Annotated in this window: 23 protein-coding genes; 16 read left to right on the top strand and 7 right to left on the bottom strand. The window is 69.1% G+C overall.

All coding sequences use genetic code 11. The features are described 5' to 3' along the window. Nucleotides 1-98: 98 nt before the first annotated feature. Complete coding sequence (locus Q7P21_RS04295; protein ID WP_304166423.1) at nucleotides 99-1406, top strand: MFS transporter; 1308 nt, start codon at nucleotides 99-101, stop codon at nucleotides 1404-1406. On the opposite strand, the gene Q7P21_RS04290 is transcribed toward Q7P21_RS04295, so the two are convergent. Then, on the bottom strand, nucleotides 1403-2728 hold the full coding sequence (locus Q7P21_RS04290; protein ID WP_304166424.1) for a lytic murein transglycosylase: 1326 nt from the start codon (nucleotides 2726-2728) through the stop codon (nucleotides 1403-1405). The genes Q7P21_RS04295 and Q7P21_RS04290 overlap by 4 nt on opposite strands. Before the next feature lie 146 nt (nucleotides 2729-2874). On the opposite strand from Q7P21_RS04290, the gene ykgO reads away from it, so the two are divergent. The 5 genes from ykgO to Q7P21_RS04265 all read left to right on the top strand — a co-directional run bounded on the left by ykgO (nucleotide 2875) and on the right by Q7P21_RS04265 (nucleotide 5608). Then, on the top strand, nucleotides 2875-3000 hold the full coding sequence (gene ykgO / locus Q7P21_RS04285) for a type B 50S ribosomal protein L36 (RefSeq protein WP_242563125.1): 126 nt from the start codon (nucleotides 2875-2877) through the stop codon (nucleotides 2998-3000). A 21-nt stretch (nucleotides 3001-3021) separates the two neighbouring features. Further along, entirely contained in the window at nucleotides 3022-3624 is a 603-nt protein-coding gene (locus Q7P21_RS04280) for an HAD-IA family hydrolase (RefSeq protein ID WP_304175903.1), read from the top strand. Between the two features lie 189 nt (nucleotides 3625-3813). Beyond that, nucleotides 3814-4080 carry a DUF2312 domain-containing protein gene (locus tag Q7P21_RS04275; protein ID WP_304166428.1) on the top strand — a complete coding sequence of 89 codons (267 nt, stop codon included), beginning with the start codon at nucleotides 3814-3816 and terminating at the stop codon, nucleotides 4078-4080. Beyond that, on the top strand, nucleotides 4077-4388 hold the full coding sequence (locus Q7P21_RS04270) for a hypothetical protein (protein WP_304166429.1): 312 nt from the start codon (nucleotides 4077-4079) through the stop codon (nucleotides 4386-4388). The genes Q7P21_RS04275 and Q7P21_RS04270 overlap by 4 nt, the downstream gene beginning before the upstream one ends. Before the next feature lie 68 nt (nucleotides 4389-4456). After that, nucleotides 4457-5608, top strand: a complete 1152-nt coding sequence (locus tag Q7P21_RS04265) for a glutathione S-transferase N-terminal domain-containing protein (protein ID WP_304175901.1) — start codon at nucleotides 4457-4459, stop codon at nucleotides 5606-5608. Here Q7P21_RS04265 and Q7P21_RS04260 read toward each other — a convergent pair. Beyond that, a complete protein-coding gene (locus Q7P21_RS04260; protein ID WP_304175899.1) occupies nucleotides 5605-7113 on the bottom strand; it encodes a sigma-54 dependent transcriptional regulator in 1509 nt (502 codons plus the stop codon). The two genes, Q7P21_RS04265 and Q7P21_RS04260, sit on opposite strands and share 4 nt — an antisense overlap. A 241-nt stretch (nucleotides 7114-7354) precedes the next feature. Here Q7P21_RS04260 and Q7P21_RS04255 point away from each other — a divergent pair, with 241 nt between their 5' ends. Both Q7P21_RS04255 and Q7P21_RS04250 read left to right on the top strand, forming a co-directional pair. Beyond that, nucleotides 7355-8002 (top strand): hypothetical protein, encoded by a 648-nt coding sequence (locus tag Q7P21_RS04255; protein WP_304166434.1) that lies wholly within the window; start codon nucleotides 7355-7357, stop codon nucleotides 8000-8002. A gap of 67 nt (nucleotides 8003-8069) precedes the next feature. Continuing rightward, a complete protein-coding gene (locus Q7P21_RS04250; RefSeq protein WP_304166437.1) occupies nucleotides 8070-10175 on the top strand; it encodes a PQQ-dependent dehydrogenase, methanol/ethanol family in 2106 nt (701 codons plus the stop codon). 3 nt (nucleotides 10176-10178) lie between these two features. On the opposite strand, the gene rocD is transcribed toward Q7P21_RS04250, so the two are convergent. Continuing rightward, nucleotides 10179-11408, bottom strand: coding sequence for an ornithine--oxo-acid transaminase (gene rocD, locus Q7P21_RS04245; protein WP_304166441.1), 1230 nt, complete (start codon nucleotides 11406-11408; stop codon nucleotides 10179-10181). Nucleotides 11409-11416: 8 nt separating this feature from the next. Beyond that, on the bottom strand, nucleotides 11417-12277 hold the full coding sequence (locus tag Q7P21_RS04240) for a dimethylarginine dimethylaminohydrolase family protein (RefSeq protein WP_304166443.1): 861 nt from the start codon (nucleotides 12275-12277) through the stop codon (nucleotides 11417-11419). Nucleotides 12278-12401: 124 nt separating this feature from the next. Here Q7P21_RS04240 and Q7P21_RS04235 point away from each other — a divergent pair, with 124 nt between their 5' ends. The 4 genes from Q7P21_RS04235 (at nucleotide 12402) to Q7P21_RS04220 (ending at nucleotide 16845) form a co-directional block, all read left to right on the top strand. After that, the gene (locus Q7P21_RS04235) at nucleotides 12402-12815 is read left to right on the top strand and encodes an Lrp/AsnC family transcriptional regulator (RefSeq protein ID WP_304166444.1); all 414 of its coding nucleotides are present in this window, start codon (nucleotides 12402-12404) and stop codon (nucleotides 12813-12815) included. A gap of 132 nt (nucleotides 12816-12947) precedes the next feature. After that, nucleotides 12948-15209 (top strand): transglycosylase domain-containing protein, encoded by a 2262-nt coding sequence (locus Q7P21_RS04230; protein WP_304175897.1) that lies wholly within the window; start codon nucleotides 12948-12950, stop codon nucleotides 15207-15209. Nucleotides 15210-15257: 48 nt separating this feature from the next. Continuing rightward, nucleotides 15258-16229, top strand: a complete 972-nt coding sequence (locus Q7P21_RS04225; RefSeq protein WP_304175895.1) for an alpha/beta hydrolase — start codon at nucleotides 15258-15260, stop codon at nucleotides 16227-16229. 121 nt (nucleotides 16230-16350) lie between these two features. Further along, nucleotides 16351-16845, top strand: a complete 495-nt coding sequence (locus Q7P21_RS04220; RefSeq protein ID WP_304166452.1) for a hypothetical protein — start codon at nucleotides 16351-16353, stop codon at nucleotides 16843-16845. Nucleotides 16846-16857: 12 nt separating this feature from the next. On the opposite strand, the gene pth2 is transcribed toward Q7P21_RS04220, so the two are convergent. Both pth2 and Q7P21_RS04210 read right to left on the bottom strand, forming a co-directional pair. Next, entirely contained in the window at nucleotides 16858-17199 is a 342-nt protein-coding gene (gene pth2 / locus Q7P21_RS04215; RefSeq protein ID WP_304166454.1) for an aminoacyl-tRNA hydrolase, read from the bottom strand. Further along, nucleotides 17196-18263, bottom strand: coding sequence for a GDSL-type esterase/lipase family protein (locus tag Q7P21_RS04210; protein WP_304175893.1), 1068 nt, complete (start codon nucleotides 18261-18263; stop codon nucleotides 17196-17198). The genes pth2 and Q7P21_RS04210 overlap by 4 nt, the downstream gene beginning before the upstream one ends. Before the next feature lie 114 nt (nucleotides 18264-18377). On the opposite strand from Q7P21_RS04210, the gene Q7P21_RS04205 reads away from it, so the two are divergent. From Q7P21_RS04205 to Q7P21_RS04195, 3 genes are all read left to right on the top strand, one after another. After that, nucleotides 18378-20336 carry a S9 family peptidase gene (locus Q7P21_RS04205; RefSeq protein WP_304166461.1) on the top strand — a complete coding sequence of 653 codons (1959 nt, stop codon included), beginning with the start codon at nucleotides 18378-18380 and terminating at the stop codon, nucleotides 20334-20336. 43 nt (nucleotides 20337-20379) lie between these two features. Beyond that, nucleotides 20380-22170: a M3 family oligoendopeptidase gene (locus Q7P21_RS04200; RefSeq protein WP_304175891.1), complete on the top strand. Its 1791-nt coding sequence runs from the start codon at nucleotides 20380-20382 to the stop codon at nucleotides 22168-22170. A 92-nt stretch (nucleotides 22171-22262) separates the two neighbouring features. Beyond that, entirely contained in the window at nucleotides 22263-22916 is a 654-nt protein-coding gene (locus tag Q7P21_RS04195; protein ID WP_304175889.1) for a hypothetical protein, read from the top strand. A gap of 3 nt (nucleotides 22917-22919) precedes the next feature. On the opposite strand, the gene Q7P21_RS04190 is transcribed toward Q7P21_RS04195, so the two are convergent. Continuing rightward, entirely contained in the window at nucleotides 22920-23561 is a 642-nt protein-coding gene (locus Q7P21_RS04190; RefSeq protein WP_304170036.1) for a TetR/AcrR family transcriptional regulator, read from the bottom strand. Nucleotides 23562-23638: 77 nt separating this feature from the next. On the opposite strand from Q7P21_RS04190, the gene Q7P21_RS04185 reads away from it, so the two are divergent. Further along, nucleotides 23639-24735, top strand: a 1097-nt coding sequence (locus Q7P21_RS04185) for a glycoside hydrolase family 3 protein (protein WP_304175887.1), incomplete at its 3' end; no start/stop codon positions are given.

The following is a 24735-nucleotide window of genomic DNA, read 5'->3' as shown; positions in this document are numbered from 1 at the left end:
TGGGGCGGAGATCAGCGCGCAGCATCGGCGTTAATGCTTAATGCGTCGTAAGGAGAACGGGGTTTGCGCTCCGGGCCGGTGCGGCTTAACAGCGAACCATGCCCAAGAGCCTCTCCGCCCCGGAGGGTCTGCCGATGCAGTCCTTCGTGATCATATTCGGCGTCTCCCTGGTCACCGCCATGGGCAATACCGGGATGATCTCGGTGCTGCCGGCCATCGGCCGCTCCATCGGCATTCCCGACTATCTGGTCGCCGGCGTGTTCTCGCTCTCGGCCCTGCTGTGGGCCTTCTCCTCGCCGTTCTGGGCCCAGGCCTCCGACCGCTATGGCCGCAAGCCGATGATGCTGATCGGCCTGACCGGCTTCGCGGTCTCCATGGCCGCCTGCGCCCTGGTGGTCAGCGCCGGCCTGCACAAGCTGGCCAGCTGGATGGTGATCTTCGCCCTGTTCCTGGTCGCGCGCGCCCTGTTCGGCCTGTTCGGCGCGGCCTCGAACCCGGCGACCCAGGCCTATGTGGCCGAGCACACTCCGATCGAGAAGCGCACCCAGTCGATGTCCAGCCTGGCCGGCGCCTTCGGCCTGGGCACGGTGATCGGTCCGTTCCTGGCCCCCTTGTTCATCCTGCCGTTCCTGGGCCTGGCCGGGCCCATGACCATGTTCTCGCTGATCGCCGTGACCATGTTGGTGGTGGTCTGGCGTAAGCTGCCGGAAAGCCAGCATCGGCCCAAATACGAGGCCCGCTCCCACGCCTTCGCCGGCGAGAAGGAGCGGCCCATGTGGCGCGATCCCCGGATCACGCCCTTCCTGATCTACGGCTTTATCGTCGCGGTCAGCCAGACCGCCCAGGCCCAGACCCTGGGCTTCCTGATCATCGACAAGCTGGGCCTGCCGATCCAGCAGGCCCAGGGCTTCATCGCCATCGCCATGGCGTTTGGCGCGGTGGCCGGCCTCCTGGCCCAGTGGGGCATCATCCGGATGTTCGACATGACGCCGCGCCAGCTGCTGCGCTGGGGCGTGGCCGTGGCGGCGGCGGGCAATCTGCTGGTGGCCTTCGCGCCGGACTATTGGGCGGTGGTGACGGGCTATGCCCTGTCCTGCCTGGGCTTCGGCTTCGCCCGCCCGGGCTTCACCGCCGGCTCATCCCTGGCTGTGGACATGGGCGAGCAGGCCCGGGTGGCCGGCGCCATCGCCGCCGTCAACGGCGTCAATGTGGTGCTCGCCCCGGCCTTTGTCTGGCTCTACGAGCACTACCACTCCGCCCCGTTCCTGCTGAACATGACCATGATGCTGGCGATGCTGGCCTTCGCCTTCCTGAACCCTCAGCTGCGCAACGCCGATCCGGCGCCCGCCACCCGCGACGATCAGACCATGGCCGGGCTTGAAAAGAGCGACGAGGGCGGGGTCTAGCCCACCGGCGACGGCGTCGGCGCGGGGACCGCCTGGGGCGGCGGGCCGGCGCTCGGCACCTCGGCCTTGAGCAGTCCGACCATCTGGATCGACAGATAGCCGTCGGCGGTCAGGCCCCGGGTCTTCTGCCAGGCCCTGAGCGCGCTGCGGGTATTGACCCCCACCACCCCGTCCGCCGCGCCGGGATCAAAGCCCAGGGCCGCCAGGGCCTGCTGGGCGGTGATGCGGTCGGCCAGCGACAGGGCGGTCTCATAGGGCCAGGCCTGGATCAGCGGCCCTGCGCCGGCGAATCGATCCGCCAGCAGGCCTACGCCCAGGGCATAGGTGGTGGCGTTGTTGTATTTGCGGATCACGAAATGGTTGGGCAGCAGCAGGAACTTCGGCCCGCTCGCCCCGCTCGGCGCGATCAGCATGGCCTTGGCGCCCTGGTCGGCTGTGATCCAGGGCAGGCCGTCGGCGCGTCGCACCCCCAGGCCCGCCCACCAGTCCGGCGTATCGCGCGGGCCTTCGGTCAGGCCATAGTCGAAGCCGTCCGGCACGGTGACTTCGTGCGCCCAGGTCTGGCCCCGCGCCCAGCCGCCCTTGGCCAGCAGATTGGCGGCCGAGGCCAGCGCATCGGCGCTGGAGCCCCAGATGTCGCGCTTGCCGTCCCCGTCGCCGTCGACGGCGGTCGAGAGGAAGGTGGTGGGGATGAACTGGGTCTGGCCCATGGCGCCGGCCCAGGAACCGAACAGCTGTGACCTTGGGAATTCACCGGAGCCGATGATCTTCAGCGCCGCCATCAGCTGGTCCTCGGCGAACTGCTGGCGGCGGCCCTCGGCGGCCAGGGTCGCCATGCAGCGCAGGACGTCGAAACTGCCCATCACCGCGCCGAAGCCGGTCTCCATGGCCCAGATGCCCATGACCACGTCGGCGGACACGCCGTAGCGGTCCTCGATCGGCGTCATCAGGGCGCTGAGCTCGGCGCGCTTCCGCTGGCCGATGGCGATGCGGTCCTCGGAGACCGCGCCCTTGATATAGTCGCCGAACGGCTTGGCGAATTCCGGCTGGCGGCTGTCGAGGCTGGTCACCCGGGGGTCGGGGACCAGGCCTGCCAGTTCGCGATCCAGCAGGGCGGAGGGCAGGCCGGCCTGCACGGCGCGGCCATAGAAGGCCGAGGCCCAGGCGTCGAAGCCGGGATCGCCCGACTGGGTCGGGGCGACGACCGGGGCCGGCGACTGCGGGGTCGGCGCCGCGGGCAGGGGCGAGACCGCCGGCAAGAGGTTGGGCGCAGGGTCGGCGCATCCGGCCAGCAGCAGAACGAGGAAGGAGCGACGATCCATGGTCGGGACCCTAGCCGCCCCCGGCTCATGTCTCAATCACAAGCCCGTCAGGGGAGAGCCGGCGTTGACTCAAATGCGAGGTCCCCGTATATGCGCCCGCTCTGTAGACAACCCGGGCCGCCGTTGGTCGCCCTAGAGACACGGTCATGAAGGTCAGAAGCTCGCTCAAGTCGCTCAAGACGCGTCACCGCGACTGCAAGCTCGTGCGCCGCAAGGGCGTCGTCTACATCATCAACAAGACCGACCCGCGCTTCAAAGCCAAGCAAGGCTGAGGCTGAAGGCGCGTCCCGGAGATGGCCTCAAAGCTGCTCTGGGATGTCGGAAATGTGGTGGTGCGGTGGAATCCCCGCACGCTCTATTCCCAGGTCTTCGAGGACCCGGTCGAATGCGACCGGTTCCTGTCGTCTGTCTGCACGATGGACTGGCACGTCGCCCATGATCGCGGCGTGACCTTCGCGGACAACCGCGTCGCGCTGCTGGCGCGCTTTCCTGAATATGCCGACCAGATCCACGCCTGGGAGACCCGGTGGTGGGACATGTTCTCCGGGACGATCCCCGAGACCGAGGCCGCGATCGAGGCCCTGGCCTTGCGCGGCGTACCGCAATACGGCCTGACCAACATGTCCCAGGAGACGTTTGCCGGCACGATCGCCATGAGCCCGGCCTTCCGCCATGTCAGAGCTTTCGTGGTTTCGGGCGACGAGGGGCTGATCAAGCCGGATCCGGCGATCTTCGAACTGACCCGCGATCGATTCGGGCTCGATCCCGCCGACACCCTGTTCGTCGACGACAGCGCCGCGAATATCGCCGCCGCCCAGGCCCTGGGCTTCGACGTCCACCACTTCACCGACCCGGCGGCGCTCCGGCCCGCCCTTGAGGCCAGAGGCCTGCTCTAGTCGCGTGACAGGACCCCTGGCGCTCGCTAGAGCCCTTCCCAGTCTGGTTCACTCAACCAGACTGGATGAGAAGGGCTCTAAGTCGAAAAATTAGAGCATTTCTCGATCCGAAAAGTGCGTCACACTTTTCGGGAAATGCTCTAGGTTCCGCGCCTTTCCGACATCGCCCACTTATGAGAGGCTCTCCCCATGGCCGACGACAGCGCCCACAGCGACATCCTGAACGTCACGGCGCAGACGCAGCTGAAGAGCATCGTCGAGCGGATCGAACGGCTGGAACTGGAAAAGTCCGAGATCGCCGAGCAGATCAAGGAGGTCTTCGCCGAGGCCAAGGGCAACGGCTTTGACGTCAAGATCCTGCGCAAGGTGGTGCGGATGCGCAAGCAGGACCGCGCCAAGCGCCAGGAGGAAGAGGCCATCCTCGACCTCTATCTGTCCGCGCTCGGAGAGATTTGAAGCGCGCCCCACCAGACCGGAAGGAGGCCGCCAAGCGGGCGGCCCTCAACGCCCTCAAGCGCGCCCGTCGTCAGGCGGACCGCACGGGGGTCAAGCTTTCCGACTGGGAGGGGGAGTTCCTGGGCTCGGTCGAGGACCGGCTCAAGACCTATGGCCGGGCCTTCGGCGACCCTGAGAAGGGCGGCGCCGGGGAGGCCCTGTCGGTCATGCAGCACATGAAGCTGAAAGAGATCTCGTCCAAGGCCAAGGGCGAGAAGAAGCCCATGACCCGCAAGCCCTTCGGCCGCAAGGCGCCGAAGGGCGACTGAGCGACGGTTGTTCCCCGATCTAATGGCATCTAAGGTGCCATATTCGAGATTGGCGAGAAGGACCTGCCGTGCCCCCCTACATCCTCTACGCCATGCCGGGCTCGCTCTATTCCGGCAAGGCCCGCGCCTATCTGCGCAAGCAGCGCGTCGAGTTCATCGAGCGCGCGCCCAGCCATCCGGGGTTTGACGCGGCGCGGCGCGCGGTCGGCCGTTGGATCATCCCGGTGCTGGAGACCCCTGACGGCGGCTTCATCCAGGACGGCGCCGACATCATCACCCATGGCGAGACGGCGGGCTGGGCCAGGCTGCCGGCCCTGGCGGGTGGCCCTGTTCAGCGGGTGGTGGGCGCGATCTTCGAGCTGTTCGGCGGCGAGGGCATGGTGCGGCCGGCCATGCACTACCGCTGGGACTTCGACGCCGACAACCTGGGCTTCCTGGCCCAGGACTTCTCGGGCCCCATGGTGCTGGAGGGCGGGGCCGAGGCCAGGGCCGCCTCCTTCGCCGCCTCGAGCGCCCGCATGCGCCAGGCGGCGCGGATCTTCGGGGTGAGCGAGGACTCGGCGCCCGTGATCGAGGCGTCCTACGCCCGGTTCCTGCAATTGTTCGAAGCCCATCTGGAGACCACGCCCTATCTGCTGGGCGGGGCGCCCACCCTGGGCGACTACGGTCTGTTCGCGCCGCTGCACGCCCACCTGGCGCGCGATCCGCACCCGGCGACCCTGATGAAGACCACAGCCTGGCGGGTCTGGCGCTGGGTCGAACGGATGTACGCGCCTAACCAGGACGCCGGTGAATATGGTGATGTCGCCGAGGTCGTGTTCGCGGCCGACGCGGTTCCCGACACGCTGAAGGCCCTATTGGCCTTCGTGGCCGAGGACTATCTGCCGGAGGTCGAGGCCTTCATGAGCTTCTACAACGGCGTGGCGGCCGGCCCGGATATCGTCGCAGGCGAGGTGATCGGCGGGCGGGCCAGCCAAAGGGTGATCGGCTTTACGGCCTTCGACTGGCGCGGCGTGAAGCTCAGCGTCGCCGTGTTCCCCTATCGGGTCTGGCTGTTGCAGAAGATCCAGGACCTGTTCGACGGCCTCGCGGCGGCCGACCAGGCGCAGGCGCGCGCCCTGCTGGCCGAGGTCGGGCTGGCGCGGCTCGTGGACCTGCGCCCGACCCGCCGGGTCGAGCGCGTCGACAATCGCGAGGTCTGGGGCGCCCTGACCTCCTAGGCCGCGTGGCTGTCGGCTTCGGTCTCCGGAACCGCCTCGCCCGAGGCTTCGCGGATCACGTCCTCCAGCCCCTGCTCGCGGACCTTGCGATAGAGGGTCGAGCGGCCGATGCCGAGACGCCTGGCCACCTCGCTCATGTGGCCGGCATAGATCTCGATGGCCAGCTGGATCAGGTCGCGTTCGATGTCTTCCAGCGTCCGCAGGTGGCCGCGACCGTCGAGGATGCGCACCGGCGCGTCCTTGGGCAGGTCGTCCATCAGCTCGCCCGCCGAGAGGATCGGCGGATGGGCGTGGCTGATGGCGGTTGGCAGGGCCTCGGGCGGCGGTGCGGCGACCCCGGAAATGGCCGGGAAATCGTAGGGCTGCAGATAGGGGGCGTCGGCCAGCACGATGGCGCGATAGACCGCGTTCTCCAGCTGGCGGACATTGCCCGGCCAGTCATAGGCGGTCAGGAAGGTCAGGGTCTCGGCCGAGGCGCCGACCACCGACTTGCCCTCTTCCACATTGAACCGGCGGATGAAGGTCTCGACCAGGGCCGGCACGTCCTCGCGCCGTTCGCGCAGGGCGGGGGCCTCGATCGGGAAGACGTTGAGGCGATAGAACAGGTCCTCGCGGAAGCGGCCTTCCTTGACCGCATTGGCCAGGTCGCGATTGGTCGCCGAGACGATGCGGACATCGACCTTCAGGCTGCGCTTGGAGCCGACCGGGTCGATCTCGCTCTCCTGCAGGGCGCGCAGCAGCTTGACCTGGATGTCCAGCGGCAGCTCGCCGACCTCGTCGAGGAACAGGGTGCCGCCATTGGCCTCCAGGAACTTGCCCAGGTGCTTGTCGGTGGCGCCGGTGAAGCTGCCCTTCTCGTGGCCGAACAGGATGGATTCGACGAGGTTCTCGGGCAGGGCCCCGCAGTTTACGGCGACGAAGGGCTTGCCGGCCCGCTCGGACGAGCCATGGACGGCGCGGGCGATGACTTCCTTGCCGACACCGCTCTCGCCGGTGATCAGCACGGGGATCGAGGACTTGGCGGCCCGCTCGCCCATGCGCTTGACCAGCTGCATGGGGGCCGAGGCGCCGACCAGGTCCGCGAAGGTGGCGCGGCCGCCGGCATGCTTCTTCAGCCGCTCGACCTCGCCCTTCAGGGCGCCCATGCTGAGCGCATTGCGGATCGAGACGATGATCCGTTCCGGCGAGGCGGGCTTGATGAAGAAATCGCAGGCGCCGGCCTGCATGGCCTGGACGACCGTGTCGATGCCGCCGGTGGCGGTGACCACGATCACCGGCTGGGCGAAGCTGCGCGCGCGGATTTCCTTCAGCGTGTCCTGCCCCGACAGACCCGGCATCACCAGGTCGAGCAGGATCAGGTCGCAGGGACCGCCGGAGGTCAGCCTGGCGATCGCCTGATCACCGTTTTCGGCATGGACGACCGCGAACCCTTCGCGCTCCAGGACCGCCTGGATCAGCCTGCGCTGAGTCGGATCGTCATCGACGACGAGGACCGTTTTGGCCATATGAAGACACCCACCTGGACTGGACGCTCATCTGCCGGGGCAAACCCGGGATGAGGTTCCTTATGTCGCGGATTGATACAGGTCCGAGGTAAAGGCGGGGTTTCGGAGACCTGAGTCAGGGGTTAACGACCGGGCCGCGGGACCCATGCGCGGATGCATGGCCGCCCCAGAGGAATCGGCCATGGGCTTGCCAGGCGCCACGCTCTAGCTCTCTCTTCTCGAAACCCTGGGAGGGATCGCCATGTTCGTGGGCCACTACGCCGCCGCCTTCGCGGCCAAGAGCGTCGAGCCGCGCGCGCCGCTCTGGACCTATGTGGCCGCCGCCCAGCTGATCGATATCGGCTGGAGCGGGCTGATCCTGGCGGGGGTCGAGCGGATGCACATGGACGCGAGCCTGCCCGGCAGCGCCCTGGTGCTGGAGCACATGCCCTACACCCACAGCCTGCCCGGATCGCTGATCTGGTCGCTGGGGGCGGCGATCCTGGCCCGGCTGGTGCTGAGGCTGCCCTGGCGCGCGGCGCTGTTCATCGGGCTGACGGTCTTCTCCCACTGGCTGGGCGACCTCTTGGTGCATCGCCCGGACCTGGAGCTGTGGTTCGGGGGCCAGAAGGTGGGCTTCGCATTCTGGAACTATCCGGTGCCTGAGGAGGCCTTGGAGATGGGCCTGCTGGCCGTGGCCGGCGCGGCCTGGGCCTGGCGGCGCGGGGCGGCGGGCCAGTCGGTGGGGCCGGCCCTGTTGTTCCTCGGTTTCCTCGTGATCCTGCAGATCGTCGGGCTGGTGTTGCCGGGCGGTGGCGCCCCCTCCAGCTTCGCGATGACGGCCCTGGCCGCCTATCTGGTCGCGACCTTCCTGGCCTGGCTCACCGAGCGTGGTGACGCTACGTCATAGCTTGCAGGCCCTAGCGTCAGGCGCATAGTGCCGCCCAAGGCCGCAGCGACGGCTGCTGGGAGGCACTATGAAGTTCACCAAGATCGTCCTCGCGCTTGCGATGACCGCCGCTCTGGCCGGCTGCAACGCCAAGCCGGGCAATGTCGATGGCGCGCGCCTGGCCAAGGCCGCGACCGGCGGAGACTGGCTGTCGGTCGGCCACACCTATGACGAACAGCGCTACAGCCCGCTCACCAAGATCGACACCAAGAATGTCAGCCAGCTGGGCCTGGCCTGGTTCCATCAGTTCGACACCGATCGCGGCCAGGAGGCCACGCCGGTCGAGGTCGACGGCGTGCTCTATGTCACCACCGCCTGGTCCAAGGTCTTCGCCTTCGACGCCAAGACCGGCGAGCAGAAGTGGGCCTTCGATCCCAAGGTCGACGGGACCAAGGGCTTCGACGCCTGCTGTGACGTGGTCAATCGCGGCGTCGCCGTCTGGAAGGGCCGGGTCTATTTCGGCGCCCTCGACGGCCGCCTGATCGCGCTCGACGCCGCCACCGGCAAGCCGGTCTGGTCGGTGCAGACCACCGATGTCGGCAAGCCCTACACGATCACCGGGGCGCCCAGGATCATCAAGGACAAGGTGCTGATCGGCAACGGCGGCGCCGAATATGGCGTGCGCGGCTATATCAGCGCCTATGACACCGCCACCGGCAAGATGGTCTGGCGCTTCTACACGGCCCCCAATCCTGAGGGTAAGCCGGACGGCGCGGCCTCCGACAAGATCATGGCCGAGAAGGCCGCCGGCACCTGGTATGGCGAGGTCTGGAAACAGACCGGCGGCGGGGCCACGGTCTGGGACTCCATGGCCTATGATCCGGATCTCGACATCGTCTATCTGGGCGTCGGCAATGGCACCCCCTGGAACCACCTGAAGCGTTCGGACGGCAAGGGCGACAATCTGTTCGTCTCCTCGATCCTGGCGCTCAAGCCCGACACCGGGGAATATGTCTGGCACTATCAGACGACGCCCGGCGAGAGCTGGGACTACACCGCCACTCAGCACATCATCCTGGCCGACCTGACCCTCGACGGTAAGCCGCAGAAGGTGCTGATGCAGGCGCCGAAGAATGGCTTCTTCTATGTGCTCGACCGGGCCACGGGAAAGCTGATCTCGGCCAAGGGCTTCGTGCCCCAGACCTGGGCTACGGGCGTGGATCCGGTCACCGGCCGGCCGATCGAGAACCCGGCCGCCCGCTACAAGGACGCTCCGTCCCTGCAGCTGCCCGGCCCGCTGGGCGCCCACAACTGGCACCCGATGAGCTACAGCCCCCAGACCGGCCTGGTCTATATCCCGGCCCAGGCCTCGCCCTTCGCCTATACGAACATCAAGGAGTTCAAGTACAAGCCGGGCGGCTGGAACGTCGGCACCAATCTGCTGGCCAACGCCCTGCCGGAAGACAAGGCGACCCTGGCCGGCCTGAAGGCCATGTTCAAAGGCCAGCTGATCGCCTGGGACCCGGTGGCCCAGAAGGCCCGTTGGACCGTCGAGCACCCCTATTTCTGGAACGCCGGGGTGATGTCCACGGCCGGCGGCCTGGTGTTCCAGGGCTCGGCCGAGGGCCAGTTCGTCGCCTATGACGCGGCCAACGGGACCAAGCTGTGGAGCTACAAGACCACCAATGGCGTCGTCGCCGCCCCCGCCAGCTATCAGATCGATGGCGAGCAATATGTGGCGGTGATGGTCGGCTATGGCGGCGGCGGGCCGGTCTCGGCCTCCGTGCTGCTGGGCAACCAGCCGCGCATGCCCGGCCGTCTGATGGTGTTCAAGCTGGGCGGCAAGGCCACGGCGCCGGCCTATGAAGTGCAGGAGGTGCCGGCTCTGGACCTGACCGCCATCTCCTCCAAGGGCGACGCCAAGAACGGCTTCGTGCAGTTCCATGAGAACTGCCAGGTCTGCCATGGCCCCAACGCCTCGGGCTCCTATCTGCCCGACCTGAAGAAGTCCCAGATGATCACCTCCGAGGACAACTTCAAATCGGTGGTGCTGGACGGGGCCCGCAAGTCCCACGGCATGGTGAGCTTCACCAAGTTCATCACCGCCAAGGACGCCGAGGACATCCGCGCCTACATCATCACGGAAGCCCACAAGGCCCAGGCCGCTCCGGCGGCCGCAGCCGCCACGAACTAGACCCTAGATCGACCCCAACGCCGCCTCGACCTGTTCCGAAATCCAATCCGCCTGATCGGCGGTGAGGATCAGGGGCGGGGCGAGGCGGACGGTGTGGTCATGGGTGTCCTTGGCCAGGAGGCCCAGGCCCTTCAGCGCCTCGCACAGCGGCCGCGCGCCGCCCGCCTCGGGGTGCAGCTCCACCGCCAGCATCAGGCCGCGTCCGCGCACCTGCTTGATCGCCGGGTGGCCGATGGACGCCAGGCTGGTCTTCAGCCGTTCGCCCATGCGGGCGGAATTCTCGATCATGCCTTCCTCGACCAGCACCTTCAGCGCCATGCGGGCGACCGCGCAGGCGAGCGGGTTGCCGCCGAAGGTCGAGCCGTGGTCGCCCGGCTTCAGCACCCCCAGAACTTCGGTGTTGGAGAGCACGGCCGAGACCGGATAGAAGCCGCCGGCCAGGGCCTTGCCGACCAGGGTCAGGTCCGCCTCGATCCCCTCATGCTGCTCGGCCAGCAGCTTGCCGGTGCGGCCGAGGCCGGTCTGGATCTCGTCCAGGATCAGCACGACATTGCGCCGGGTGCAGATCTCGCGAACTCGCGTGAAATAGCCGTCCGGCGGGATGATCACCCCGGCCTCGCCCTGGATCGGCTCGACCAGGAAGCCCACGGTGTTGGGGCCGATGGCGGCTTCCAAGGCGGCGGCGTCGCCGAACGGGATGATCTTGAAGCCCGGCGCGAAGGGACCGAAGCCGCCCCGGGTCTGGTCATCCGATGAGAAGCCGACAATGGCCAGCGTCCGGCCGTGGAAGTTCTCGGAACAGACGATGATCTCGGCCTGGCCGTCGGCTACCCCCTTGACCTCATAGCCCCACTTCCTGACCACCTTCAGCGCGCTTTCCACGGCCTCGGCGCCGGAGTTCATCGGCAGGACCATGTGGGAATTGGTCAGTTCGCACAGCTCCTCATAGAAGGCCGGCAGCTGGTCGTTGCGGAAGGCCCGGCTGGTGAGGGTCAGACGCGAGGCCTGCTCGGTCATGGCCGCCAGGATGCGGGGGTGGCAGTGGCCCTGGTTCACCGCCGAATAGGCCGACAGACAGTCGAGATAGCGGTTGCCGTCCACATCCCAGACATGGACGCCTTCGCCCCGGGTCAGGACGACATCCAGCGGCTTGTAGTTGCGGGCGCCGTAGTGCTGCTCCTTCTCGATCAGGAGGGCGGCGGAGGGCGAGCGGGCGAGGGTGGTCGTGGTCATGGCGGAACTCACTTCTGGAGGGCGAGGACGGGCTGGCTGGCGAGGTCGAGGCGCAGGGTCATGCAGAAGGCCGCGCCGCCAGACAGGATGAACGGATCGAGGTCGACCTCGGCGAGGGCGTAGCCGCGCGCGGTCAGGCGCTGGGCCAGGCGCTCCGGCGCGCGGGCCATGATCACGGTGCGGTCCAGGCAGACGGCGTTGACGCAGAAGGCCTGGGCGTCCTCGTCCGTGGCGATGATCCGGTCGGCCGGGGCCACATGCGCCTCGATGGCGGCCAGGCCGGCGGCGGTGAAGGCCGGCGGGTAGTAGAGCACCTCGCCGCCGCTCAGCGGCCGGAAGCAGGTGTCGAGGTGGTAATAGGCCTCAGTCGCCAGCTCCAGCGGGACCACCGGGCGGCCGAACACCTGGCCGATGACGTCGGAGGCCGCGCGATGCGAACGCGGCCCGTGGCCGGTCCAGAACAGCTGGCGGGTCTCGTCCCAAAGGCCGTCGCCGGCGCCCTCGTGGGTCAGGCCGGCCGGCAGCTCGACGATCTCCGAGATCAGGCCCCGGTCGGCCAGGCGCTCGAAGGCGGCGCGGAAGGGGGCTTCCTCGCCCTGGCGTTCGGGATGGCGGAAGCGGGCCAGCAGGGCCCTTCCATCCAGCACCACGGCGGCGTTGGCCGGGAACACCAGGTCGGGCAGGCCCTCGACGGCGGGAACCATCTCGACCAGGGCGCCACAGGACTCCAGGGCGCGGCGCAGGGCGGCGGAGGCGGCGATGGCCTCGGTCTTGCGGTGGGTCGCCCAGGCGTCGGGACGCATCCAGGGATTGATGCTGTAGCTGACATCGAACCAGGCCGGGTCGGTCATCAGGAAGCGCGGGGTCATGCTCGGAGGCTTTCCTTTGGGGTGACCCAAAGGCTGGACGTGCCACGCGCTATCAGAAAGCCGAGAACATGCTACATTTAGCCTGAATTACTGCCGAAACGTCAGAACAGAATATCCAAACGTCATGGACGATCTCGACCGCCAGATCATCGCCCGGCTGCGGCAGGACGCACGAATCCCCGCTGCGAACCTGGCCGCCGACCTCAAGGTCAGCCGTGGCACGGTGCAGAACCGCATCGAGCGGCTGCTGGCCCGGGGCGCGATCCTGGGCTTCACCATCCGCACCCGCGGCGTCGAGGACCCGCAGGTCCGGGCGGTGATGAGCGTCGAGGTCAAGGGCGACCGCACCCAGGCCGTGGTGCGCGCCCTGCGCGGTTTCCCGCAGGTCGCCGCCATCCACTCGACCAATGGCCGCTGGGACCTGGTGGTGGACCTCGCCACCGAGAGCCTGGCCGGGTTCTCCGAGACTCTGGACGCCATTCGCCGCATCGACGGCATCGGGGTGACCGAGACCAGCCTGCTTCTGAAGAGCTACTAGACGCGGAAGGCCACGCCGGGCTTGGATCGCTGACCGCCTGTGATAGGAAGCGCGCTTTCCGGGGTCTCGGCCCCGACTGGCGGCGTGTGCATGTCCGAACCTCTCGACCCAGAGACACCTGCCGAGTCCGTTTTGGCCGACTCCGTTCCGGCCGAGTCCGCGCCGGACGCGCCCGCCAAGCCCAGGCGGGTTCGCAAGTCGAGAGCCAAGCGCAAGTCTGAAGCTGGCGGGGAGGCCGACGCGACCGCGCCGACCGAAGCCGTCGAACCTGGGCCGCCCGAGCCCAAGCGAGTTCGCAAGTCCAGGGCCAAGCCCAAAGCGGGGGTTGTCACCGAGGCGCTGGACGTTGATGTCGCCGCCGAGGCCGCGCCTGAGCCTGAGCCCGTCGTCGAGGCGCCGGCGCCCGAGCCCATCCCCGAACCCGAGGCCTGGGTCGCCGCCGTCGGCCGTCCGCGCCCCAAGCGCGCCGAACCCGCCGGGCCGCCGCTCTGGAAGAGCCGGCCCCTGCTGCTGGGGGTCGTGGCGGCGATCGTGCTGACCGTGGTCGCGGTGATCGGCTCCCTGCTTTGGGCCCTGCCCCTGAACCGGGCGCTGGAGCCCCTGGCCAGCCCGACCCTGGTGCTGGTGGCCGACAATGGCCAGCCGATCGCCCGGCGCGGGTCCTACAAGGAAGCGCCGATCGAGGTCGCCAAGCTGCCCAAGGTGGTGCCCAACGCCTTCGTCGCCATCGAGGACCGCCGCTTCTATCAGCACATGGGGGTCGATCCGCTGGGCATACTGCGGGCGCTGCATCGCAACGCCCAGGCCGGCGAAGGCGTGCAGGGCGGCTCGACCATCACCCAGCAGCTGGCCAAGAACGCCTTCCTGACCAACAAGCGCACCCTGAAGCGCAAGCTCCAGGAGGCGCTGATCGCCCTCTATCTGGAGACCCGGCTCTCCAAGGACGAGATCCTCTCGCGCTACCTGTCCTCGGTCTATTTCGGCGACAGCGCCTTTGGGCTGCGCTCGGCCTCCCAGCGGTATTTCGCCAAGCCGCCGGAGCAGCTGAGCCTCGGCGAGGCCGCCATGCTGGCCGGCCTGGTCAAGGCGCCGTCGCGCCTGGCCCCGAGCGAGAACCCGCAGGGCGCGCGGGCGCGGATGCGCGTGGTGCTGGCGGCCATGGTCGAGACCGGGGCCATCACCAAGGCCCAGGCGGAGGAAGCGGCCCGCTCGGTGGTGATCGCGCCGCGTCCGACCAGGCTGCCCACCGGCTCCTATTTCGCCGATTGGATGATGCCCCAGGCCCGCGCGGCCTTCGAGGGCCGCTATGGGGAGACGGTGGTGCGGACCACCCTGGACCCCGAATTGCAGGCCCAGGCCGAGAAGATCCTCAACCAGTTCCTGGACCGCGATGGCCCGGTGCTGCACGCCACCCAGGGCGCCCTGGTGGCCATGCGCCCCGACGGCCGGGTGATCGCCATGGTTGGCGGCCGCGACTACAAGCTAAGCCAGTTCAACCGCGCCGACGGCGAGCGCCAGCCCGGCTCGGCCTTCAAGCTGTTCGTCTATCTGACCGCCCTGCGCCAGGGCTGGACCCCGAACAGCCCGATCCTCGACACCCCGGTGCAGATCAGCGGCTGGACGCCCAAGAACCACGAGGGCAAGTACGCCGGCCGCGAAGTGCCGCTGATCACCGCCTTCGCCGCCTCGTCCAACGCCGCCGCCGTACGGCTGGCCAAGATCGTCGGCCGCGATGAGATCGTCCGCACCGTGCGCTCCCTGGGCGTCAATGAACCGATCCCCAACGACCTGACCCTGGCGCTCGGCACCGGTCCCATGAGCCTGGTGCAGCTGACCGCCGCCTATGCCGCCATCGCCGCCGGCGAGGGGCCAGTGATCCCCCACGGACTGGCCGACTGGCGGCGGCGCAAGCCCGCCGTGCCGCTGGGCAAGGCGGAGCTGGCCGGCATGCGCGACCTGCTGCGTTCCGCCACCCAGCACGGCACCGGCGTCGCCGCAGCCATCCCCGGGGCCTTTGGCAAGACCGGCACCACCCAGAATTATCGCGACGCCCTGTTCATCGGCTATGTCGACGACCTGGTGGTCGGGGTCTGGGTCGGCAATGACGACAACAGCGCCATGAACGGCGTGGTCGGCGGTGGTCTGCCCGCCCAGATCTGGCGCGCCTTCGCCACCTATGCCGTGGGCCGCGGCGCGCCGCCGGCTCCCGCCGTGACCGACGAGGCGGACACGCCGATGGAAGAGGACCTGACCCCGGTCGATCCCGTGTCGCCCATGGTCGAGCTTCCGCCCGGCGCGGACGGCGCACCGCCTGCCGAAGGCGATGCGGCCATGCCCACCGCGCCCGCCGCGCCGGCGCCCTCGCCGCCCACCGTCCCGCCCCCAAGGGGCTAGCGCGCGCCGGCCCTTCCCCTGCGGCGTCGCCCGGCCTAGCATCGCCACATGACACCGGTTACCAAACTGCTGATCTCAGTCCTCGCCGCCCTGGGCCTGGCGACTGCGGCCGAGGCCGAGGACAGCCCGTTCGTTGCGGGCCATGCGGTCATCGCGATCTGGCCCGGCCCTGCGCCCGGCGGCGAACACGCCACGGCGCGGGAAGAGGTGGTGGAACGGCCCCTGACGCCGGGTGGCCTGCGCGACCGCATCATCAAGGGCGTCACCCGCCCGACCCTGACCGTCTTCCGCCCCGCCCACGCCAATGGCGCGGCGCTGCTGATGGCGCCCGGCGGCGGCTATGCCTGGGTGGTGATGGACAAGGAGGGCTACGAGGCGGCCGAACGGTTCGCGGCCTCGGGGGTCACGGTGTTCGTCATGACCTATCGCCTGCCGCAGGAAGGCTGGGCGGCGGGGCCGGACACGCCCCTGCAGGACGCCCAACGGGCCCTGCGTCTGATCCGCTTCCACGCCGCGGACTATGGAGTCGATCCGCACCGCCTGGGGGTGATCGGCTTCTCGGCCGGGGGCCATGTGGCCGGCATGTTGACGCTCGCCTTCGACCGTCCCGTCTATGCGCCGATCGACTCCGTCGACCAGGTCTCGGCCCGGCCGGACATCTCCATCCTGATGTATCCGGTGGCCAGCATGGACGCCGCCATCGCCCATGTCGGGTCACGCAGGAACCTGCTGGGCGAGGCGCCGAGCCTGGACCGCACAGCGGCCTATTCCCTGGAGGCCCTGGCGCGACCGGACGCCCCGCCGGTCATGCTGGTCCACGCCCTCGACGACCGCAGCGTGCCGGTGGAGAACAGCCTGCGCCTGCTGGCCGCCCTGCGCGCCGCCCATGTCCCGGTCGAGGCCCACCTGTTCGAGGAAGGCGGCCATGGCTTCGGCATCCGCTTCGCCGCCGGCAAGCCCGCCCAGGCCTGGCCGGACCTGGTGCTGGGCTGGATGAGGCGCAAAGGCATGCTGGGATAGCGCGTGCCCGTCGCGCTTGGCGAGGGCCGTCAAAGCGGCTAGGTCTCGCCGTCCGGGATGAAGCGGTGTCCCGGTGAGGCTCACGCCCAAGCACCGCGCGACTCCGTATGGAGACTGCGCCATGGGCGATTCCCGTTCCCGTCTGTCCCGTCGATCCGTCAGCCTGGGCCTGGCCCTGTTGGCGAGCCCAGCCCTGGCCGCCGCCAGGCCGTGTCCGCCGCCCCGGGTGCTGTTCGTCTGCCCGGCCGGCACGGTGAAGAGCGCCATCGCTCGCGAACAGCTGAAGCGCGACGCGGCGGCGCGCGGGCTCTTGGTCCAGGTCCGGTCGCGTGGGGTGCATCCGGAGGATCACGTCTCTCCGGCGCTCGCCGCCCATCTGCGCGCCGACGGCCTCGACCCGAAGGCCGAGCCCGTGCAGGCCCTCGCAGCGGGAGACGCCCGCGACGCCGACATCGTCATCGCCTTCGACGAGGCGGCCCAGGCGCCCGGCCTGGAGCGGGCCCGGGTCTGGGACATTCCGTCCTGGAACAGCGACTATGCCGCTGCTCACGCCGCCCTGATCGCGCGCACCGACGCCCTGTTGGACGAGTTGGCTGCCAGGGGTTGCCCAGCCTGATCCGAGGGCGGCTTAGCGCACCAGCTTCAGCGCGCCGGTGATCGCGTCGATCCTGGCGGGGTCATCGGGCCCCACCCCCACGCAGGTCAGGGTTCCGGCCTCGATCACCGTGCGGCCGGCGTCGCGGATCGGGGCGATGGTCAGGCCGGCGGCCTGGGCGGCGGCGGCCATCTCGCGCAGTTCCGCCTCGCTCTCGCAGCGCAGGACGATCTTGGGCATGCCGGCCTCCAGCCAGGCGCGCTGCTCGCGCCCGCCCGACTGCAGGAAGCCGGCGACAGCGGCGTGAGCCACCTGAGCCGCCAGCTTGCCCGGCGGCAGGTTGAGCGCCTGGTTGACGAGGATGACCTGCTTCACGCGGCGACCAGGGCGTCGGGGCCGGTGAGCATCAGGGCGCAGAAGCGCTCGCCCATCAGGCGGTAGCCCTCGGTGTTGGGGTGGAGGTCGTCGGGCAGCAGGTGGGCGTCAGCCGGGCCGAACAGGCTGAGGCCGTCGAGATAGCGGATGGTGCTGTCGCCCGCCGCCTGACGCACGGCGACCATGTCGGCCAGGATCGTCCGCATGCCGCGCAAGGACACCCCGCCGCCCTCGACCACCTCCTCGCGGGGCGGGGAGAAGATCGGCGAGGCGATGACGAGCGGGGTCAAAGGATGTTTCTCGCGGATGATCGAGACCATGGCGTGGGCCGAGTCCAGGAAGGTCCGCGCCGCCAGCTGGCCGGCGGCATGCACATTGATCCCCAGCTTCAAGACGATGGCGTCGGCCGGCTGGTCGCGGATGATCCGGGCGGCCAGGCCCGACAGCATGCAGGACCCGGCCCAGCCGAGATTGGTGTGGCTGACCCCGGCCAGGCGTGCGGCGACGGCGGGCCATCCGGTCGAAGCGCCCTCGGCCTCCATGCAGTGGGTGATCGAGCTGCCGTGGAACAGGATGCGGGGTCGCAGGTCGGGGGCGGGTGACAGGCTCGCCCCGTCATCGAGCGCCAGGCCGGTGAGGCCGACCGTCGCCGCCTGGGGCAGCCAGAGCTCGATCAGCTTGTCGCCGGCCGGCAGGTCCTCGAAGGCCAGGACGAAGGCTTCGTCTCCGGTCAGGCCGCCATCGGCGGTCATCAGGGCCCCGCCCTGGCCGAAGCTCCGGGCCAGCAAGGCGCCGTCCACATAGAGGTCCCAGGCGCCGCGGGTCTCGGGCGTGGTGGTGGCGGCCAGCAGCCGCTGGGTGGCGGTCAGGCGCAGGCTCCGCGAATCGGTCCGCAGCCGCAGGCGCACCCCCGCCGCCGCCGAGGCCACCCAGCGGTTGAAGGGGTCATAGAAGCTCTGCTCGGCGACCGGCAGGCGCATGGGCTGGATCGAGCCCGCGCGGCGTCGCAGGTCGATCTGGCCGTCCAGCAGGGTCTCGATCTCGGCGAGGGACAGGTTGCGCAAGGGTGCGGCTCCGGCGGGACAGGGCCGCCATTGGTATCGACGCCCGGCGGCGCGCGCCAGCCTGGACAGGGCGCGGCGGTGACCTATGGTTCGCGATCCTCAGGGGAGCACGCCATGTCCGTCCGTCACCATCTGACCGCAGGGGCGGCCCTGGCGATCTTCCTCGCCGCACCGGCCCTCGCGGCGGCGCCCGCCAAGCCGGTTCCAAGCCCGGCGACCGGCCTGACCGATCCCAGGAGCCTGGTCTCGCTGGTCAATCCCCAGGCCGGCCCTGTCGCCGCAGCCGACCTCTATTTCTCGCGCGGCGGTCTGGACGCCATCTGGACCGCAGACGGCAAGGCCGCGATCGTCTCGACCAATCTGACCGGCCGCTTCAATCTGTGGCGGGTGGAGGCCGACGGCTCCTGGCCGGTGCAGCTGACCCAGTCCGATGACCGCCAGTCCGGCCTGGCCGCCTCGCCCGACGGCAAGTGGATCGTGTTCCAGGCCGACACCGGCGGGGACGAGATGTACGACCTCTATGCCGTGCCCGTCGGCGGCGGCCCGGTCATCAACCTGACCAACACCCCGGATATCTCGGAGACCACGGCGCGGTTCTCGCCGGACGGCGCGACCCTGGCCTTCGCCGCCAAGCGCAAGGCCGACGCCGGCTCCAACATCGCGGTCATGGGCTGGGCCGACCACAAGGTCCGGCTGCTGACCCAGGAAGCCCAGCCGGAGTTCTCCTGGGCGCCGGTCGGCTGGGTGGCCGGCGGCCTCATCGCCAATCGCGGCAATCTCGGCTCCACCCTGATGGGCGTCTGGCGCGTGAGCCTCGACGGCGGCGCCCCAGCGCCCGTGACCTCCGTTAAGACCAAGGCCGTGATCGCCGCCACCGCTGTCTCGGCCGACGGCAAGACGCTCGCCATCACCTCCAATGAGGCCACGGGCCAGAACCACGCCGGCGTGCTGGACCTTGCGACCGGCGCCTCCCGCTGGCTGAAGCCGACGCCCTGGGACCAGACCTCCGGCGACTTCACCCCGGACGGCAAGAGCCTCGCGGTGATCGACAACGCCGACGGCCGCCAGTCGGTGAGCCTGGTGGACGTCGCCACGGGCGCGGTGCGCGGCCTGGGCCTGCCGGATGGCTATACGGACCAGGCCTCGGAGATCAGCTTCACCGCCGACGGCCGCATGCTGCTGAGCCACGAGGCCAGCAACAGCCCCTTCGACTATTGGGTGGCCGACACCCGGGCGGGAACGGCAAAGCCCCTGACCCATCTGGGTCTGGCGAGCCTCGACCCCGCCCGCCTGCCCAGCGCCCAGATTGTCCACTACGCCAGCCAGGACGGCACGGTGATCAGCGCGGTCATGACTGTGCCCTTCAATCTGAAGCGCGACGGAACGGCGCCAGCGGTGGTGATTCCCCATGGCGGCCCGACCGGCCAGACCCAGGACCGGTTCAGCCGCGGCGCCATCGCGCTCGCCTCGCGCGGCTATGTGGTGATCCAGCCCAATGTGCGCGGCTCCACCGGCTATGGCATGGCTTTCCAGATGGCCAACCACAAGGACCTGGGCGGCATGGACCTGACCGACGAGGTCTATGCGACCAGGTTCCTGACCGCGACCGGCTATGTGAACCCGAAGAAGATCGGCATCACCGGCGGCTCCTATGGCGGGTTCATGACCCTGATGGCCATCGGCCGCACCCCGGACGTCTGGGCGGCGGCCGTGTCGCAATACGGGATCATCAACTGGTTCGAGATGATGAAGCATGAGGACGCCGCGCTGCAGCAGTACCAGCGCTCGCTGATCGGCGATCCGGTGACCGACAAGGCGGTCTATGAGGCCTCATCCCCCATGACATACATTCGCCAGGCCAAGGCTCCCTTGCTGGTGCTGCAGGGCGAGAACGACATCCGGGTGCCGGTGGGCCAGGCCCGCGAGGTGGTGGCCACCCTGAAGAGCGTCGGCGCCACGGTCGACGCCCACTATTACCCGGCCGAGGGCCATGGCTTCGTCAAGCGCGAGAACCAGATCGACGCCATGCAGCGGTTGATCGCCTGGCTCGACAAGTATCTGAAGGATCAGTGAGCCGGGTCTAGGCGCTCGCCGGGCAGGGCGCTAAACCCGGCTCATGAACGCGCCCGTGAAGACCGACTCCCTGCCGCAGTGGCGGCTCGACGACCTCTATAGCGACCGGGACGATCCCCGGATCGAGACCGATCTGGCGCGGGCGCAGGCCGCCAATGACGAGCTGGCCCGGCTGAAGGGCCGCTTCGTCGCCCTGCGTGGCGATCCGCTGCGGCTCGGGGAACTGCTGGACCACGGGATCGGCCTCTATGAGGCCGCCACCAACGGACTGTGGGCGGTGGGCGCCTATGCCTCCATGGCCGCCTCGGTGGCGCGCGACGATCCGGCCTGGTCGAAGTTCGAGGCCGACTTCCGGGCCCGATCCAGCCAGATCGCCGCCGAGAGCCTGTTCTTCACCCTGGAGCTCAACCAGCTCGAGGACCCGGAGATCGAGCAGGCCTTCAAGGCCCATGCCCCGGCGGCCCGCTGGCGCAGCTGGATGCGCCGCGTGCGGTTGTCGCGGCCCCACGAGCTGTCGCCGGACCTGGAGCGCATGCTGCTGGATCGCGGTCCGGCCGTGGCCAACTGGGCCAGGCTGTTCGACGAGACCCTGGCCAAGCTGACCGCCAAGGTCGGCAAGGACACCCTGACCCTGCCCGAGGCCCTGAACCGGCTGTCGGACCCGGACGGGGCGCGGCGCAAGCAGGCGGCGCAAGGCCTGGCCAAGGCGCTGGAGGAACGCACCCCGATCCTCGGCCTGGCCTACAACACGCTGGCCTTCGAGAAGCAGGTCGAGGATCGCTGGCGGAAATATCCGACCCCCCAGGCCTCGCGCCACCTGTCCAACGAGGTCGACGCCGACGCGGTCGAGGCCCTGGAGGCGGCCGTGGTCGAGGCCTATCCCTCGGTCAGCCATCGCTATTACCGGCTGAAGGCCCAGGTGATGGGCAGGAAGTCGCTGGATTACTGGGACCGTAACGCGCCGCTGGAGACCCTGGCCCCCAAGACCTATGGCTGGGACGAGGCCAAGGCCATGGTGCTGGACAGCTTCTCCGACCTGGCGCCCAAGTTCGCCGACACCGCCCGGACCTTCTTCGACCAGCCCTGGATCGACGCCCGCCCCCGGCCCGGCAAGCAGTCGGGGGCCTATTCGCACCCGGTCAATTCCGAGCGCCATCCCTTCGTGTTCATGAATTATATGGGCGAGCGTCGCGACGTGCTGACCCTGGCCCATGAGCTAGGCCATGCCGTGCACCAGACCCTGTGCTCGCCGCTTGGCACCCTCTTGGCCGACACCCCCCTGACGCTCGCCGAGACCGCCTCGATCTTCGGCGAGGGCCTGGTGTTCGAACGGCTATTGGCCGGGGCGTCCAAGGCCGAGCGTCGCGGCCTCTTGGCCGGCAAGATCGAGGACGGGATCAATACGGTGGTCCGCCAGATCGCCTTCCACCGTTTCGAGACCCGCTTCCACGCCGCCCGTGTCGCGGGTGAGCTGTCGGCCGACGAGATCGGCGCGGTGTGGCTGGAGACCATGGGCGAGAGCCTGGGCCCGGCCATCAAGCTCAACGCCGGCTATGAGCACTATTGGGGCTATGTCACCCACTTCGTGCACTCGCCCTTCTATGTCTATGCCTACGCCTTCGGGGACTTGCTGGTGCGCGGCCTGATGGAGAAGCGCCGGGAGGACCCGGTCGCCTTCGCCCCGCTCTATGAGGACCTGCTGGCCGCCGGCGGCACGCGGACCTATGTCGAGGCGCTGCGGCCCTTCGGCCTGAATCCCCGCGAGAAGGCCTTCTGGGCGGCGGGAATGAGCCAGCTGGAGCGGCTGGTGGATGAGTTCGAGGCCCTGGTCTGAGGCCGCCCTCTCCACCGACCATGACCGCGAATTCACTGAGGGCTGGGGCGCCCGCGCCCTAAGCTTGGCCTCTCATCGAGACGGAGGCGGGCATGAGCCGGCGTGGACTGATCATCGGCCTGACCCTGGCGCTCCTGGCCCCGGGCCTGGCCCAGGCGGCGGACAAGCTGCCGGTCAAGCTCAGCAAGGTATTTCCCTATCTGGATAAGTATCTGGCCATACCGCCGGACCAGCGGAACCACTTCGCGCTGGGCTATGTCATCCAGGTCAATGGCAAGCCGGCGACGGGGATGAACGCCGCGATCCTGGAGGCCGACGGCCGCCGCACGCCTTTGCCGATCAATGCCGAGGGCTGGGTGACCAAGTTGCCCACCGCCGCCCAGCTGGCCTCCGCCAGCTTCACCGCCGACGCCCCGCCCAATCCGGACTTCGGCGTCCATATGCGGATATCTCCGGCCATGCCGCCGGCCCAGGAATACAATCCGCGCGACCTGGAGCTGGCGGTCAGCCAGGCGAACGCCGGAATGGACAGGGTCGCCGGCATGATGCGCTTCGCCGTCCCGACCCTGATCGGGGTGAGCTTCCCGGGCGCCGGATCGGGCAAGGCGAAACTGGCGGACGGCCGCGAGGCGCCCCTGCCGATGGCCGCCGGCGCACCCTATTACGACCCCAAGCTGCTGGCCGGGGCGACCCGGATCGTGCTCGCCAAGGCCCCGACCCGGCTGGCGTTCAAGGACAACAAATAGGGCTCACCGCAGCACCAGCCCCAGCAGCGCCTGGGTGTGGGCGGTGATCTCCGCCTCGCTGGCGGTGTCGACGCCATAGGCGGCGCGGACTTCGCCGGCCAGGGTGAAGGGCGCCTGGGCGGCGGCGGACAGGATGTAGATCAGCGGGCGCACAGGGGACCTCGGGATGTGGCCCTGGTCCATCAGGGTCTCCAGCATCCGCGACAGGTTGCGATGCTGCGGGGCGATGATGTGTTCGGCGATCCAGGTCACCCGGTCGGAATCGCCCATGGTCTCGTGCACCATGATCCGGGCGTGCTCGGGATGGCGGGCGCAGTAACGGACATAGGTCGTCACCATCATCGCGAAGCGATCGACCGCCGGCAGGGTCCGCGCCGTGCGCCAGCCCTCCAGCATGTGGGCGTCCATCAAGGCGATCAGATGGGTCATCGCCGCCCGCCACAGCCCGGCCTTGTCGGTGAAATGATAGCGGACCAGGCTGTGCTCCAGGCCGGCGGCGGCGGCGATGTCGCGCAAGGAGGCGCCTTCGAATCCGCGCCTGGAGAACACGTCCAGGGCTGCGGCCAGGATCGCCTCGCGGGTCTCGCCAACCGGGCGGTCATTGCGGGCGGGTCGGCCGCGCGGGCGGGTGGGCGCGTCGCTCATTCAAGCATTATTGCCCATTCGGACTAAAATGGATAGCGTGCCGCCAACGAGACCAATGCCCCGGGGAGAAACATCCAATGACCGCCACCCAGACCTGGCTGGACAAGCGCCTCAGCCCCGATGACCGGGCCCGCGCCCTGATCGCCGAACTGACCCTGGATGAGATGATCACCCTGGTTCACGGCCCGATGCCGAACCTGCTGAAGCCCGAGGACAAGCCCGCCGACGCGGGAACGGGAGCCGGCTATATCGCCGGCGTGCCGCGCCTTGGCATCCCGGCGCTGAACGAGACGGACGCCAGCCTGGGTGTCGCCAATCCCCGCCAGGCGCGCAAGGGCGACGGCTCCACGGGCCTGCCGTCGGGCCTGGCGCTGGCTTCCACCTGGGACGCGCATCTGGCCTATGAGGGCGGGGCGATGGTCGGGCGCGAGAGCCGGGCCAAGGGCTTCAACGTGCTGCTGGGCGGCGGGGCCAATCTGACGCGGGATCCGCGCTGTGGCCGCAATTTCGAATATCTGGGCGAAGACCCGCTGCTGACCGGCGTGCTGGCCGGCGAGGCGATCAAGGGCGCGCAGTCGAACAACATCGTCTGCACCATCAAGCACTTCGCGCTGAACGACCAGGAGACCTGCCGCCACGTGGTCGACGCCCGGATCGACGAGGCGCCGTTGCGGGAAAGCGACCTGCTGGCCTTCCAGATCGCCATCGAGCTGGGCCAGCCCGGCTCGGTGATGTGCGCCTATAACAAGGTCAATGGCGAGTGGTGCGGCGAGAACGACTTCCTGCTGAACCAGGTTCTGAAGGGCGACTGGAACTATCCGGGCTGGGTGATGAGCGACTGGGGCGCCGTGCACACCACCGCCAAGGCGGCCCTGGCCGGCATGGACCAGGAGAGCGGCTACCAGCTCGACAAGCAGGTCTATTTCGGTCCGGCCCTGCTGAAGGAGGCCGTCGAACAGGGCGAGGTGCCCTTCGAACGCCTGACCAACATGGTCCACCGCATCCTGCGCAGCCTGATCGAAAAAGGGGTGTTCGACTCACCCGTCGTCCCGAGCGAGCCGGACTATCAGGCCAATGGCGATGTCGCCCTGGCGGCGGCGGAAGCCGGGATCGTGCTCCTGAAGAACGACGGGGTGCTGCCGCTCGGCGGCGGCCTGCGCAGGATCGCGGTGAT

This window comes from Phenylobacterium aquaticum (assembly GCF_947378715.1).
Lineage (GTDB): Bacteria > Pseudomonadota > Alphaproteobacteria > Caulobacterales > Caulobacteraceae > Phenylobacterium > Phenylobacterium aquaticum_A.
Note: the sequence above shows the minus strand (reverse complement) of the source record. Positions and strands in the feature narration are given on the sequence as shown.

Excerpts from the sequence above, each read along its gene's own strand:
- Q7P21_RS04275 (WP_304166428.1), top strand. The coding sequence starts at position 3,814 with ATGGCCGACGACAGCGCCCACAGCGACATCCTGAACGTCACGGCGCAG.
- Q7P21_RS04205 (WP_304166461.1), top strand. The coding sequence starts at position 18,378 with ATGTCCGTCCGTCACCATCTGACCGCAGGGGCGGCCCTGGCGATCTTC.
- Q7P21_RS04200 (WP_304175891.1), top strand. The coding sequence starts at position 20,380 with ATGAACGCGCCCGTGAAGACCGACTCCCTGCCGCAGTGGCGGCTCGAC.
- Q7P21_RS04280 (WP_304175903.1), top strand. The coding sequence starts at position 3,022 with ATGGCCTCAAAGCTGCTCTGGGATGTCGGAAATGTGGTGGTGCGGTGG.
- Q7P21_RS04255 (WP_304166434.1), top strand. The coding sequence starts at position 7,355 with ATGTTCGTGGGCCACTACGCCGCCGCCTTCGCGGCCAAGAGCGTCGAG.
- Q7P21_RS04295 (WP_304166423.1), top strand. The coding sequence starts at position 99 with ATGCCCAAGAGCCTCTCCGCCCCGGAGGGTCTGCCGATGCAGTCCTTC.
- Q7P21_RS04190 (WP_304170036.1), bottom strand. The coding sequence starts at position 23,561 with ATGAGCGACGCGCCCACCCGCCCGCGCGGCCGACCCGCCCGCAATGAC.
- Q7P21_RS04250 (WP_304166437.1), top strand. The coding sequence starts at position 8,070 with ATGAAGTTCACCAAGATCGTCCTCGCGCTTGCGATGACCGCCGCTCTG.
- Q7P21_RS04290 (WP_304166424.1), bottom strand. The coding sequence starts at position 2,728 with ATGGATCGTCGCTCCTTCCTCGTTCTGCTGCTGGCCGGATGCGCCGAC.
- Q7P21_RS04195 (WP_304175889.1), top strand. The coding sequence starts at position 22,263 with ATGAGCCGGCGTGGACTGATCATCGGCCTGACCCTGGCGCTCCTGGCC.
- Q7P21_RS04225 (WP_304175895.1), top strand. The coding sequence starts at position 15,258 with ATGACACCGGTTACCAAACTGCTGATCTCAGTCCTCGCCGCCCTGGGC.
- ykgO (WP_242563125.1), top strand. The coding sequence starts at position 2,875 with ATGAAGGTCAGAAGCTCGCTCAAGTCGCTCAAGACGCGTCACCGCGAC.
- Q7P21_RS04240 (WP_304166443.1), bottom strand. The coding sequence starts at position 12,277 with ATGACCCCGCGCTTCCTGATGACCGACCCGGCCTGGTTCGATGTCAGC.
- rocD (WP_304166441.1), bottom strand. The coding sequence starts at position 11,408 with ATGACCACGACCACCCTCGCCCGCTCGCCCTCCGCCGCCCTCCTGATC.
- Q7P21_RS04220 (WP_304166452.1), top strand. The coding sequence starts at position 16,351 with ATGGGCGATTCCCGTTCCCGTCTGTCCCGTCGATCCGTCAGCCTGGGC.
- Q7P21_RS04260 (WP_304175899.1), bottom strand. The coding sequence starts at position 7,113 with ATGGCCAAAACGGTCCTCGTCGTCGATGACGATCCGACTCAGCGCAGG.
- Q7P21_RS04235 (WP_304166444.1), top strand. The coding sequence starts at position 12,402 with ATGGACGATCTCGACCGCCAGATCATCGCCCGGCTGCGGCAGGACGCA.